Below are 13,685 nucleotides of genomic sequence, written 5' to 3'. Positions count from 1 at the left end.
GAAAGTAGCGGGCCGCGTCGGTTGAATCGTTCCGAGTCCTTGAATTGTCATCCGCAACTATCGGCACCGCTGCAAGAAAGGAGCTTTCCGCAACTGCTGATCCCGGTCCGCGGTGAGTTCGCAGTACGAATGCTGGAGGAGTTCCGTGTCCACGATAGAGCGTAGTGCCAATGATGTTATCAAGACAGTAACGACAGTTGCTTAGTCAAAAGGTGAGTGGTACAAATGCAAATGTAGGACAAGTTAAATAGGGGGGCGGAGCGTGGCAGTCATGGTGATCTATTGACGCCGCGGGCCGTTGACGAGTGGCGCTGGCTTCGTATCCGGGGCTCACTCGATGGCGAGAGTTCGAGTGACGGGGGCTGTGCGCGACGTGCTCGTCTCACGCTCGTCAGGCGCTCGCAGAGCCAGCGCAAGCCTTCCTGCAGACAAGGCGCTCACCGAATATTTTTCTAAAAAAAGCACTAGCACCGGCACTAGCACTAATTATCAAGGGGAACAGGATGACTCCGCAGACTTTATTTCCAGTATCCGTGGCTGTCCTCGGCATCACTGCATCGCTTTCCGTCACTTCGGCCTGGGCGCAGACGGTTTCAACTCCGGAGGCCACTCGCACCGAGGTGGAGACGGTCCTGGTCACCGGCTCGCGCGTGATCACCGACAACGTGCGTTCGCCGACACCGATCACGTCGGTCGATATCGCTGAAATTGCCGTCACGACACCGAGTGACATGGCTGATGCGTTGAACAAGCTGCCGACCATCATGGGCGGACGCACGCCGCGCACGCAGGGAAATGGCAGCACCAACAACGGTGGCAACGTTTTGTCGCTGCGGAATTTTGGTCCGTCGCGCACCCTGGTGCTGCTGGATGGGCATCGCGTGGCGCCATCGAATCAGGATGGCACGGTCAACGTCGACGTCATGCCGCAGATGCTGATGAACCGCGTCGATATCGTCACCGGCGGCGCTTCGGCGATCTACGGGTCGGATGCAGTCGCCGGCGTGGTCAACTACGTTCTCGACAAGAATTTTACCGGATTGTCATTCAAGGCTGACGTCGGTACGTCGAAGTACAGCGACGGCGACGAGTACCAGCTTGGCGCGGCCTGGGGCACCGAATTGTTTGGAGGTCGCGGCCATTTCGAGACGTCCGCACGGTTCAGGCATCAGGCCATGATTCCGATCAGCGAGCGTCCCTACGGCAAAGACGGCCAGGCATGGCTGCTGGCGGGCAATGGATCGCCGACGAATCCCTATGTGAACGTGCCGTATTCGCGCGTGTTCAACAGTGGCGAGGCCGGTAACGTGCAGTGCGGCGCGGCCTGTGCCTTCAACAATCACACGTTCCGTCAGCCGGGCATCCTCAGTCCCATGGTCCATGGCACGCCGACCGGCACCGCCAACCTCGAATCCGGCGGCGACGGCGCCTACGTGAAATTCGGCACCTTCCGTTCAGAGATCGAGATGAAGGATGTGTTCGCCCGCTTCAGTTTCGATCTGTCGGAAGACATCAACTGGTATGCCCAGGGATCCTGGGCGCAAGCGGAGAACACGTCGGACTGGATCAACTGGGTCGTCAGCCCCTCGGCGAGCCGGCCGAATACATTGTTTGCCAACAATCCGTACCTCCCTGCCGCCACGCAGCAGCAGTTGGGTGCGAACATCGTGTGCGGAACTCCGGGTGCGACTGGTTGGCGCTGCTTGCCGGCCACGCCAGCAACGTCACCGCAAACAGGCAGCACGCCGCCGCCGCCGCCCACCACGCCGTACTTCTCCGCGCCGTCGTACATCTGGAACAAGATCGACGGGGTGGACGCAGATGATGCGAAAGCGATGTACCGCACCATCGCGGATCAGAAGACGTGGAATGCGGAAACCGGGATCACCGGTTCGTTGGGCAATTTCGACTGGGATGTGTTCTACAACCACAGCGTGAGCGAGCTGACGGTCCTCAATCCCAACAACACTGACAATGCGAAGTACCTGGCGTCGCTGGATGCGGTGAACGACAACGGCACCATCCGGTGTTGGGTCAGCACCCAGCCGCAGTTCGCGAGCCTCTATCCTGGCTGCGTGCCTACCAATATCACCGATCCCAACGGGCCTTCGAGGGCATCCTATGACTACTTGCGGCAGCCGACTTTCTGGACGCTGACTCAGAAGCTCGACAACGTGGGCGCCTCGATCGGTGGCGGGCTCTGGGGTCTGGGACTGCCCGCTGGTGAGATCCGGGCGAACCTGTCTGCTGACGCGCGCTGGGCCAGCTACGAAATGGAAAGTGATTTCCGGCCGACCGACTTCGTCAACTGCACGGGCTTGCGCATGTGCCTCGCCAATGGCGGCGCGCCGGTGCGCTGGGTGCAGAACACCAATGCGCCAGTCGATGCCAGCAATGACGTTTACGAATTCGCGCTGGAAGTGAACATCCCGCTGCTCAAGGATGTGCCGGGATTCCAGGAACTGTCCACCAACTGGGCGGGCCGCTACACCAAGTACTCGACCTTCGACGCGGTGGAATCCTGGAAGGGCGGCCTTGATTGGCACGTCACCGATTGGATCCGCTTCCGCAGCACGCTGTCGCAAGACATCCGCGCGCCGAATCTCAACGACCTGTACCAGCCGGCAGGTGTTTCCTCGACCGGGTTCACCGACCTGCTCACTGGTGGCAACAACAGCCTGCGGCTGGTCACGCGCGGCAATCCGAACCTGACGCCGGAAAAGGCACGCACCGTCACCGTCGGCATGGTGCTGACGCCGGCTTTCCTGCCGCGCTTCGACCTGTCGGTCGACTACTTCCGCATCGAGATCACGGACGCGATCACGCAGATCAGCTATCAGACCAACGCCATCCAGAACATCTGCCTGGCCAGCGGTCCCAGCTATAACTCGCCGTTCTGTTCGCTGGCGGTGCGCCCGATCAGCGATCCCAACGATCCCAATTACACGAATCCAAACCTGAATTTCCCGACGGAAATTCTCAACTCGCCGCTCAACGCTGCTGAACAGAAGACGCACGGCTACGATATCCAGATCAACTACCGCTGGGACATGGCGGGAGGGCAGTTCAGCCTGCGTCACCTGGCAAGTTATCAGCCGGAAAACGAGACGATCAACATTCCGGGAGCCTTCCCGACCTGGGCGGTCGAACCCGAGCTGCGGCAGAGCACGTTCCTTACGTATCAACACAGCGGCTGGACCGTGGCCCTGCAAAATCAGTGGCTGAGCAGCGTCGATCTGGCAACCAGCGACAATGCCCTCAATGGCGACAGTCAGAACTACGTGTCGCCGCGACTGGGTTCCTACAATGTCGTCGATACCACGGTAAGCAAGCGGTTCGACTACAAGGGCGGCGACATGGAGGCTTTCCTGACCGTGAGCAACCTGCTCGACGAACGAGCTCCGCTGTTCCCCTCGAACTCCGGATTGCCGGGCCTGTTCTATCCCACGCTGGGGTTCTATGACGACATGGGCCGCTTCTTCACTGCCGGGGTCAAGATGAAGTTCTGACGCCAGGGCGGAGGCTGGGATCGGCGATGCATATCGCTGATCTCGGCCGCCATGGGGTTCTCGCAAGCATTCCCTTCGCTACGCTCATGAAAAATCATCCGCTTCGTTTGCTTGCGCTGTTGATCAGCGTCCTTGTCCTGGCTTCCGTCGGCGCGCACGCTGCGGCTCCGGCTGGAGAGCCGGCTAAAGAGAAATACACGTTCGTCGTCGTCCATGGCGCCACTGCCGGAGCATGGGAGTGGAAGAGCACGGGCAAGTTTCTGTCCGACGATGGCCACACTGTGTACCGCGCCACACTCACGGGTCTCGGTGAGCGTGAGCATCTGAACAGCACCGACATCGATCTGCAGACACACATCAACGATGTCGTGAACCTGATTCTGTACGAGGATCTGCGTGACATCGTGCTCACCGGCCACAGCTACGGCGGAATGGTGATCACGGGTGTCATGGACCGCATTCCCGAGCGCATTCGTCACGTCGTGTTTCTCGACGCTGCCGTGCCGGACGATGGAATGTCGCTGTGGGACCTGTTCGGCGGCACCGGCCCGCAGGATCCGGAGCGCTTCAAGGACGGCTTCATGCAGGTACCGTGGGTGAAACCCGGCACTGCGCCGCCGCACAGCGTCAAGCACTCGATCAAATGCTTCGATCAGCCCGTCTCGTACAAGAACCCCGCCGCGCTGGCATTGCCGGTGACCTACGTCGCCTTCATTCCCAAGGGCAAGTCGGCCGAGGAGCGGGCGAAGACCGACAAGAGCTGGCAGCGTGCTGCCGCGCGCGGTTGGACAATTCGTACTTTTCCCGGTGGTCACGTAGCCCAGCAGGAAGATCCACGCGGCGTCGCGACGCTCATCGAGCAATCAGTGACCGACCGCAACGCGCGGCCAAAGTCCGACTGAAGGCATTGAACTATTCCGATTCCGACTGCCTGAGGTTCGTCAGCGTTGGGGCGTGAAGACCGCTACGGCGCCACCGGAGCCTGCAAGCGTCAATGGCAGTGACGTCCGCGATCCGACTTTCGATGTCGATGTCTTGATCCGATTCATGTCCGCGCCGTCCTGCCAGACGCGGGCCCGCCAGTCGCCGCTGCCCAGGAAGTTCATAGGGACGGTGATCTTCCGACTCGCCTCATTCGTCATCGCGCCGACATACCAGCTCGTGCCTTTTCGTCTTGCGATCACGACGTAGTCGCCGATATCGCCGGCAATGAAACGAGTCTCGTCCCAGGTGCTGGGAACTTCTTTGAGGAACTCGGCGCCGTCGCTCAGTGTGCCGTCGCTCGCCATGTAGGAATCGGGACTGTCCGCGAGCATGACCAGCGGACTGTCGTAGACGACGTACATCGCGAGAGCCTGGCCGCGCTGGCTCGTGAAGAGCCCGATGGGTGAGGGCGAAATGGACAGCCTTGCCGTCACGCGAAACGGCGAATCTCAGGTTGCCGTCCGGCACTGAAAATTCGATCCGATTGCGTTGATCGGGTGACGACACGCTGTCGGGTGCTCCCGCAAACACGGCTGCCGGAGTTACTGCGATCGGACCTGTGATGGTCGCTGCGATCCGTTTGAACATATCGACCTACAGGATCTTCGAATTTTAATAGCGTGCAGGGATACCGGCGGAGACTCACCGCGGGTCGCGATCGGCCTCAAGCCAGATGATGATCACTCAGCGGAAGCTGACCCAATCCACGTCGACCGCTTCGCCGTCGGCCTGAGTCACGAAAAGGTCGTGGACGCCGGTGGGAAGGTTCCTGGCGGCGACGCTCGCAATGGTCCAATCGGTTCCCTGGCCGACGTCGACGCGGCCGAGCAATGGCCCGTCGCTTTTATCCAGGCGAATCTCGAGCGCGCTCGGACCGGCAGCCCTCGCGCGCACTTCAATGGATTTCTGCGCGCCCTCGCCGAAATCGACATCGGCGAATCGCACCCACGACTTCGCGCTGCTGAACGTGGTCTTCCAGCCTGCCTGCGGGTTCGCGTCGTCCAGGAATGAAACCGCGATGCCTTGAGGGCTCGTCGCGGTATAGCGATCGATCTGAATCTCGCTCGTGGCCTGCACCAGTCCCACACCGCGTAGCGTCGGGGTGATCTTCTGGATGGTGCCGTCGGCGTTGAAGAACAGCTTGTCCGCCCTGATCGAGCGGTTTTTGTCGAACGCCGGCGAGAGGTCCTTGTCGTGATAGAACAGATACCACTGCCCCTGGTAGTCGACGATGGAGTGGTGGACGGTCCAGCAGCCGCTCGCCGATTCGTCGAGAATCACGCCGGCGTGTTTGAACGGGCCCATCGGGGACGTGCTCGTCGCGTATTCGAGCCGCTCGGTCTTGTTCGCCACATGCGGATAGGTCAGGTAATAGATACCGTTGCGTTCGAACACGAACGGTCCTTCCATGAGGCCTTTCTTCGGCAGGTTATCGAAGACCTGTGGCTCGCCCTCGATCTCCACCATGTTTGGTTTCAGTCTGGCGACGAAGATCTTGTCCAATGAGTAGTACAGGTAGGCACTGCCATCCTTGTCGATGAGCACGGACGGATCGATACCTTTCACGCCCTCGATGGGGGTGGCCATGGGCTTGAACGGTCCGTAAGGCTTGTCAGCAATCGCCACGCCGATCCTGAAGCCACCCGTTTTGGCGATCGCCGGGAAATAGAAGTAATACTTGCCGTCCTTAAAAACCGCGTCGGGCGCCCACATGCTGTAAGAGGTGGGATCGACCCAGTCGGCACCCGTCTGGGTGGCGATCACGCCGTGATCCTTCCAGTCCGTCAGATTGTCCGACGAGAAAACATGGTAGTCCTCCATGACGAACCAGTTCGGACGGCCGTTGTATCCGGGCGGCGCCTTGATGTCATGCGACGGGTAGACGTACAGCCTGCCTTCGAATACCCGTGCCGTCGGGTCGGCGGTGAACTGATCCATGATCAGGGGATTGGTGGCAAACGCCGCGGCGGCCTGCATGAGTCCTGCAGCGGCGGCGACCACGAGATGACGGTTGGAGAGGTGCATGGCCGCTTTGATAGTAGAGATCGACGCAGAATACAATACTCCTACAATTAAACAGATACCGGTACCATACAGGCCGTTGCCGAGTCATCGCGCCGCATGAGCGCGGATCACCAAAGGGGGTTCTGATGAGGATTGTGCGAAGCATTCTCCTGGGTCTGATGCTGGTTGCTGCAAGTGTGTCCGCGCGAGAAGGTGAGCCGGTCGTTCTCCAGGTGGCGATTGACAAGCCCGGCGCCACGATCGACCGCAACGTGTTCGGTCAATTCGCAGAACATCTGGGCCGTGGCATTTACGAGGGCGTGTGGGTAGGGCCGGACTCCACGATTCCCAATACGCGAGGCATCCGTAACGACGTCGTCGCAGCGCTGAAAGAGATCCGCGTTCCCAATGTGCGGTGGCCGGGTGGATGTTTCGCCGATGAATATCACTGGCGCAACGGCATCGGACCCGCTGCAAAGCGTCCCGCCACCCTGAATCCGAACTGGGGAGGCGTGATCGAGCCCAACTCGTTCGGCACGCACGAGTTCATGGAGTTCGTGAAGCAGATCGGCGCCGAAGCCTATCTCTCAGTCAATGTGGGTTCGGGCACGCCTCGTGAAGCGGCAGAGTGGCTCGAGTACCTGACGACCGGGCAACCGACCGAGCTGGCCAGGGAGCGCGCAGCCAACGGGCATTCGGAGCCCTACGGCATTTCGTTCCTGGGGTTGGGCAACGAAAACTGGGGCTGTGGCGGATCGATGACCCCGGACTACTACGTGAGCCAGCTCAAGATATATGCCCGCTACTCCCGCAACTACAACGCGGCCCATTCCATGAAGAAGATCGCCGTGGGTCCGGACGGTACGGATACCGGCTATACCGAGGCGGTGATGAAGGCGTGGAAGGAGCGTAACTGGAGCTGGGACATCGATGGCCTGTCGTTGCACTCCTATACCGTGGGCGGGTGGCCTCCGAAGTACGTAGCGACGGGTTTCGGCGAGAAGGAGTACGCGACGCTGATCAAGGAGACGCTGCGCATGGAAGATCTCGTGCGCACGCATGGCGCAATCATGGACAAGTACGATCCCGAGAAGAAGATCGCGCTGGTGGTGGACGAGTGGGGTGCCTGGCTCGCGCCCACGGAGGGCAGCAAGGAAGGATTTCTGGAGCAGCAGAACAGCCAGCGCGACGCCATCATCGCGGCGCTCAACTTCAATACCTTCGCGCGCCATGCGGCGCGTGTGCGCATGGCCAACATCGCGCAGATGGTCAATGTCCTGCAGGCGATGATCCTGACCGACAAGGAACGGATGCTCCTCACGCCCACATATCACGTGCACCGCATGTACGTGCCATTCCAGGATGCGACTTACCTGCCGGTCAGCTTCGATGCGGGCAGCTACACGGTGGACGGCATTACGCTACCGCGACTGGACGCAGTGGCAGCGCGCAGCAAGGATGGCAAGGTGTGGCTTGCAGTGGCCAACGTCGATCCCACCCGGGGCGTCGATATCGAGCTGGGCGCCACAGGGTTCATGCGCGCAACTGGCGAGTCATTGACTGCTCCGAAAATCGATAGCGTCAACACATTCGCCGCGCCTGCGACGGTGGCTCCGAAGCGCATCGAGGCGAAGGCATCGGGGAAGAAGCTGACTCTGAAGCTGGCTCCGCATTCCGTCACCGTCGTTGCTCTCGACTGATACGCACCAGGGAAGGTCTGATCAATTCCACATGCGTCATTCCCGCCTGCGCGGGAATGACGCATACATCAGAGCTTCCCTGGCCAACGATACTTGTGCGTCGGTGGTGACGATTCGTTTGCGCGAAGAAGGCCGATGAGAATGAAGTAGCGCTGCTCGTTCTGAGTTTGGGGTTTGGATTGTCACTGCAGGCGCAGCTGCAGACCGAAGCGCCGCCCGTGCCCGAGGAGCCCGGCACCGGCAAGGCCCGATTGCGAGGCCGCTGCAACCCGGCTGACTTCTCATTGAGGCATGTCCTGTTGCAGCTTGATACCGGGATGCCAGCCACTCTTCGCAAGGAAGGCCTTCGCATCGGTGGCCTGGAGCAGGTCACGTACGGCCTGACGCTTGTCGGTTGCCTGCTGATAGTAAGACCTGGCGATGCGATGACCGACCCAGTAACCGAGGTCGCCGGGTTTCTCCAACGTACTGTTGTCGAACCAGGCGGAGAGGTCGGTCTTGTCCTGATCAGCGACGAGCGCCGTCTCGATTTCCTGCTCGCGCCCCCGCGTCAATCCAGGGAAATGCGCCTGCCCGGCCAGGCCGGAAATCAGCTCGGAGATCAACTCGGCGCCACCTTCGACCAGTGATCGTTCGAGCACCGTGAGGTCATCTCTGCCAGCAAGCGCTGGCGCTTGCTGGATGTGCACATACTCGTGGGAAAGCACGTGCACGAATCGGTCCTCGACGTTGGGATTCATGAAGTCGGCGGCGCACACTGCCTCGAGTCCGATCTGGATGCCGCTGTCGGGATAACCGACACCCGCAGGCCTGCCGCGACCCACCGCAACAGTAACTGGCGGGAATCGAGCCTCTGGATTGAGACGAACCAGCGTGTCGAGCGCAACCTGCACTCGCTCTTTAACGCGAGGCAGGACAGCCATGCAGCGCTTGGCGTTCGAATAGATCCCCGGATTCTTCGCCAACGTGTCGGCAATGCGAACGCCGGTGACGTTTCGAAGCCTCGCCAACGTGTGCAGCCCTTCGGAACCGGCATCGATGTAGTCGCGCTGGAGCTGCTCGGCCGTGGGGCGGCCGTTTGCGGCATCGTAGATATCGTAGAACCGTTCCACGTCTTCGATGTGGATCTCGGGTGAGGCAGTGGCGGATGCGCTGGCGCCGGGAGCAGTACACGAAATCGCAGCGCACGCAGCGGCGAGTATGAAATTGCGAATGGTCCGGCTCATGCTTGAAAGCTCACGTTCTCGGCAATACCCACGAACCCTCGACCTGGCACCCACAAACGGGGGGCTAGCCGAGAGAAGGGAGGAGTAAGTCATGTGGCGTCCCACCCAAGGCGTCACATTGCTTTCAATCAGGTTCTTACCTTCTGGGTGCAGATCACCCAGATGTGGGTTGAACTTACTCAGATCTGCGCGTAAATTGCGCAGATGGCGCGGAGGCTTACAGCGGTTAATGTTTGTGATGCGACCGGCTATTCGCGTTCCGAGCTCCGGTCACTGCTAGATGTATTACCACACTATCGGCGCGAACAAGCCCAACCAAGGAAGGCCCGGCAATTCACTCGACAGGATCTGATCCTTATTTGCTTGGCTCAAGTCCTAGAGGCGGAGTACGGAATGCGTAAGGACGCGATAGCCTTGGTATTCGATGGCCTACGCTCGGCGCTTTCCGGTCCAAAGGATCAGAATCGCGAAGCATGTCTCGTAATCTCAGTTTCGCCTCCCTCTGTGAAGTATGAGGAAGTTCCGGTAGTTGTTTCCCGCGGCATATGCGTCCCACTCGGGCCGGTATTCGAGCGCGTTGACCGGCACGTTGGATCCTTTCTTGGAACAGTTCCTGAGCAGCGCGACCTACTGAGCCCTGCGGTGATCGGCGGCCGCTCACGTCCAAAGGTGTCGTGAAGTAGACATGCTTTACGACGCAACTCAGCATTGGCTTGGCTGGCCCCAGGCAGAGCATGTTTTTGCACCAGCCGGCGCTGGCGCACGTGTTTACTCCGAGTTTGCGCGAAGAAAGATCGGTGGAGCACTCAAGCTTCGGAATCCGAGCATCGACGTCAAAGTCGGGATCATTGCGACCGATCCTGACAGCCCAAACACGGAAGCCCCACTGGCGATTGTGTGTGAGTTCCTGAGAGGAGCGCGCGATGACGAACTAGATCTTGCGCATCGTCTCGCGTGGAATTTTTCCCGTGCTGCGTTACTGATCACACTTGAGCCGCATCGGCTCATCGCGTGGAGTTGCCATCTCGACCCCTCGCTTCCTCAATCAGACCGGCAGATCTGCAGGCTTGATACTGGTGATTTTTTTGATTCTGGTGATTTTCAACAGCAGCACGAAGTACGCGACCTGCTGCATTGGGTGAATCTCATCACCTATCGCGTGCAGCGAGAACGACCAGAGCAATTTCCAGCGGATGGACGAGCAGACGCGCTATTGCTAAAGAACCTGCGTTACGTGTGTTCTCAGTTGCTGAAGATGGGATTGCAGAGGGAGTTCTGTCATGACCTGCTAGCGCGCGTGATATTTACGCAGTTTCTTTTTGATCGCAAAGATAGCGCTGGAAATGCATTCTTCAGCGCACGCGTAATGAAGCGCTTGTGCGACGAGGGGGTGCTTGGTCGAAGTCACGATAGCCTTGCGTCCATTCTCGATAGCAAACAGGACACCTACGCTCTTTTCCGTTGGATGGATGAGCGATTCAATGGCGATCTCTTTCCGGGGAAAGATAGTGAAGACGCTGAATCTTGTGAGGCAGCTTGGCGCGCTGAACGTACAGCAGTAAAGAAGGAACACCTCCAACTACTAGCGGAGCTTGTCCGCGGCGATCTCGACACGACAGATCGCCAACTGTTGCTGTGGCCGCACTATTCGTTCGACACCATTCCCTTGGAGTTCATCAGCAGCGTGTATGAGGAATTCCTGGCGGAGGAGCGATATCGCGACAAGGCTTACTACACGCCGCCGCATCTCGTGGACTATGTGTTGGACGCTGTGCTCCCTTGGGACGGTGAAGATTGGAACCTACGCATTCTGGATCCTTGCTGCGGTTCCGGCATTTTTTTGGTCAAGGCATTCCAGCGGCTCATCCACCGGTGGCGGTTGTCCAATGGGCGAGAACCTCTCGTATCGGACCTCAAGCCGATCCTTGCTAGCAATCTCATTGGAGTGGACAAGAATCCGGAGGCAGTCCGCGTCGCCTGTTTCAGCTTATATCTTGCGATGGTCGATGCGATCGAGCCCAAGCACTACGTGACCAAGACGAGCGTGAAGGTATTTCCTCATTTGCGAGGAATACGGTTGCTCGCTGAAGACTTCTTCCAAGAGAAGTGCAGTGGCTTCCGCAGCAAGGAAGATGCGAATAGCTGCGACCTTGTGATTGGCAACGCCCCGTGGGGTGACAACTCGATCAAGGCGGAACGAAAACCTGACGAACCTCGCCTTCAATACAGTAGGCGGACTGCTGCCGCCCCGACGCCCGCGCAGGTGTGGGCCAAGGAGCATCGATGGCCGGTAGCAAACAACGACATTGGGCCAGTGTTCCTGGGCAAGGCTGCATGTCTAGTGAAGTATTCGGGCCGCGTCGCCATGATCCAAACAGCATCCCTGCTGTATTGGCGCGAAACAAACGCATCAAACCTGCGTAAGCGGCTCTTTTCTGAGTTCACCTTCGAGGAGATCACAAACCTTTCGGCACTGCGCCGCCAGATGTTTGCGCAAGCAATCGGTCCCGCATGCGTCGTTGTGTTTGGAAAGGCACGACCTGAGTCCGATACAAAGCTCTATTACTTCACGCCGAGGCGTAGTGCAGAAGGTTCCAGCGGATTCATCGTGGAGCCACAGGATGTCAATACGTTGACGCATCAAGAAGCAGCCGACGAACCGATCGTTTGGCCAGTGCTAGCGTTTGGCGGCCGCCGCGACTTGCAACTGGTTCGTAGACTTATGCAGTTTTCTAATCTCGCTAAGCTGGAGGATAAAGGCGAGGTTGTTACTCGACAGGGTGTCATTCCAGGAGACCAGAAGAAGACGCTTCCTAACGAGTTCAAGACTCGGCGGTATTTCGATGCCACCGATTTCCCAGACGATGTGCTTCTGGAGTTCGATGCATCGCGAGTTCCAAAGGGGCCTGTCTGAAATTCTGTGTTCGAGGCATATCATGACCGAGAGGAGTCGATATGCCGAGAAAGAAAAAGCACGAGACGCAGAACGATGCACAGCGCGCCGCTGAGCCCAAGATCCCGAAGGAGCTGCTTGACCAGCTGGTCACGGGGCCGATCACCCAGGGTGAGTTCGAATCGATCTTTCGCAGCTTGAAGAAGGCAATCATCGAACGCGCGATGGGTGCGGAGATGAGCGAGCACCTGGGCTACAAGCGTGGCGAGCCCAAGCCGGCGGGCCAATCCAACCAACGCAACGGCAGCAGCGGCAAAACGGTGCTCACGGATGATGGTCCGGTGGACATCGAGGTGCCGCGTGACCGCGATGGCAACTTCGAGCCGCTGATCATTCCCAAACATGAACGGCGCTTCACCGGCTTTGATCAGAAGATCATCGCGATGTATGCCCGCGGCATGACGGTACGGGAAATTCAGGGCTATTTGCTCGAGATATACGGCACGCAGGTGTCGCCGGACTTCATCAGCAAAGTCACGGATGAAGTCATGGCCGAGGTCACCGCTTGGCAGAGCCGGCCGTTGGAGCCGATGTATCCGGTGGTCTTCTTCGATGCCTTGCGCGTGAAGATCCGCGACGATGCGGTGGTTCGCAACAAGGCGGTCTATCTGGCGCTGGGCGTGTTGCCCGAGGGGACACGCGAAGTACTGGGCATCTGGATCGAGCAAACCGAAGGCGCGAAGTTCTGGCTGAAGGTCTTCAACGAACTGCGCAGCCGCGGTGTGCACGACATCCTCATCGCCGTCGTCGATGGCTTAAAGGGCCTGGCGGAAGCGATCGAGACGGCGTTCCCGAAGACCACCGTGCAAATCTGCATCGTGCACCTGATCCGCAACAGCCTGGATTACGCGAGTTGGAAGGAACGCAAGACGATCGCGGCGGCGCTGCGTCCCATCTATACCGCAGCAACAGCCGAGGCCGCCCGTGAAGCGCTCGATGACTTCGCCGCTGCCGCCTGGGGCGCAAAATATCCGACGATCGTGCAGTCCTGGCGGCGCGCGTGGGAGCAGGTCATCCCGTTCTTCGCCTTCCCGCCCGAAGTGCGACGGGTGATCTACACCACGAATGTGATCGAGAGCCTGAACATGCAGCTGCGCAAGATCATCAAGACGCGCGGTCACTTCCCCAACGACGATGCCGCAATCAAGCTGATCTGGCTGGCGCTTCGCAACATCAACGATGGCAAGATACGATCAGCGCGAGAATGGAAGTTGGCGATGAACCAGTTCGCTGTGCTGTACGGAGATCGCTTCGTCAGACCCGCGAACTAAATGCAAACCGCCTCGAACACAGAAAATCTGACACGTCC

Annotated in this window: 8 protein-coding genes; 5 read left to right on the top strand and 3 right to left on the bottom strand. The window is 59.3% G+C overall.

Annotated features, from left to right (window positions below; all coding sequences use genetic code 11):
- Positions 1–503: 503 nt before the first annotated feature.
- Both VIZ63_RS04350 and VIZ63_RS04345 read left to right on the top strand, forming a co-directional pair.
- Complete coding sequence (locus tag VIZ63_RS04350) at positions 504–3,509, top strand: TonB-dependent receptor plug domain-containing protein (RefSeq protein ID WP_331608285.1); 3,006 nt, start codon at positions 504–506, stop codon at positions 3,507–3,509.
- Positions 3,510–3,535: 26 nt separating this feature from the next.
- On the top strand, positions 3,536–4,411 hold the full coding sequence (locus VIZ63_RS04345; protein ID WP_331608284.1) for an alpha/beta fold hydrolase: 876 nt from the start codon (positions 3,536–3,538) through the stop codon (positions 4,409–4,411).
- 39 nt (positions 4,412–4,450) lie between these two features.
- Here VIZ63_RS04345 and VIZ63_RS04340 read toward each other — a convergent pair whose 3' ends face one another.
- Together VIZ63_RS04340 and VIZ63_RS04335 are read right to left on the bottom strand one after the other, a co-directional pair.
- Positions 4,451–4,927, bottom strand: coding sequence for a glycoside hydrolase family 97 C-terminal domain-containing protein (locus VIZ63_RS04340; RefSeq protein WP_331608283.1), 477 nt, complete (start codon positions 4,925–4,927; stop codon positions 4,451–4,453).
- Positions 4,928–5,177: 250 nt separating this feature from the next.
- Entirely contained in the window at positions 5,178–6,518 is a 1,341-nt protein-coding gene (locus tag VIZ63_RS04335; RefSeq protein ID WP_331608282.1) for a family 43 glycosylhydrolase, read from the bottom strand.
- A gap of 125 nt (positions 6,519–6,643) precedes the next feature.
- Here VIZ63_RS04335 and VIZ63_RS04330 point away from each other — a divergent pair, with 125 nt between their 5' ends.
- Entirely contained in the window at positions 6,644–8,197 is a 1,554-nt protein-coding gene (locus VIZ63_RS04330) for an alpha-N-arabinofuranosidase (RefSeq protein ID WP_331608281.1), read from the top strand.
- A gap of 281 nt (positions 8,198–8,478) precedes the next feature.
- Here the strand turns inward: VIZ63_RS04330 and VIZ63_RS04325 are convergent, their stop codons facing one another.
- Complete coding sequence (locus VIZ63_RS04325; protein ID WP_331608280.1) at positions 8,479–9,423, bottom strand: hypothetical protein; 945 nt, start codon at positions 9,421–9,423, stop codon at positions 8,479–8,481.
- 685 nt (positions 9,424–10,108) lie between these two features.
- Here VIZ63_RS04325 and VIZ63_RS04320 point away from each other — a divergent pair.
- Both VIZ63_RS04320 and VIZ63_RS04315 read left to right on the top strand, forming a co-directional pair.
- A complete protein-coding gene (locus VIZ63_RS04320) occupies positions 10,109–12,337 on the top strand; it encodes an HsdM family class I SAM-dependent methyltransferase (protein WP_331608279.1) in 2,229 nt (742 codons plus the stop codon).
- 41 nt (positions 12,338–12,378) lie between these two features.
- The gene (locus VIZ63_RS04315) at positions 12,379–13,647 is read left to right on the top strand and encodes an IS256 family transposase (RefSeq protein WP_331608278.1); all 1,269 of its coding nucleotides are present in this window, start codon (positions 12,379–12,381) and stop codon (positions 13,645–13,647) included.
- The last annotated feature ends 38 nt before the right edge of the window (positions 13,648–13,685 follow it).

The sequence above is a fragment of the Povalibacter sp. genome (genome assembly GCF_036520495.1).
Taxonomy (GTDB): Bacteria; Pseudomonadota; Gammaproteobacteria; order Steroidobacterales; family Steroidobacteraceae; genus Steroidobacter.
This window is presented reverse-complemented; position numbering and strand designations above follow the sequence as displayed.

Excerpts from the sequence above, each read along its gene's own strand:
- VIZ63_RS04350 (WP_331608285.1), top strand. The coding sequence starts at position 504 with ATGACTCCGCAGACTTTATTTCCAGTATCCGTGGCTGTCCTCGGCATC.
- VIZ63_RS04345 (WP_331608284.1), top strand. The coding sequence starts at position 3,536 with ATGCATATCGCTGATCTCGGCCGCCATGGGGTTCTCGCAAGCATTCCC.
- VIZ63_RS04335 (WP_331608282.1), bottom strand. The coding sequence starts at position 6,518 with ATGCACCTCTCCAACCGTCATCTCGTGGTCGCCGCCGCTGCAGGACTC.
- VIZ63_RS04330 (WP_331608281.1), top strand. The coding sequence starts at position 6,644 with ATGAGGATTGTGCGAAGCATTCTCCTGGGTCTGATGCTGGTTGCTGCA.
- VIZ63_RS04325 (WP_331608280.1), bottom strand. The coding sequence starts at position 9,423 with ATGAGCCGGACCATTCGCAATTTCATACTCGCCGCTGCGTGCGCTGCG.
- VIZ63_RS04320 (WP_331608279.1), top strand. The coding sequence starts at position 10,109 with ATGCTTTACGACGCAACTCAGCATTGGCTTGGCTGGCCCCAGGCAGAG.
- VIZ63_RS04315 (WP_331608278.1), top strand. The coding sequence starts at position 12,379 with ATGCCGAGAAAGAAAAAGCACGAGACGCAGAACGATGCACAGCGCGCC.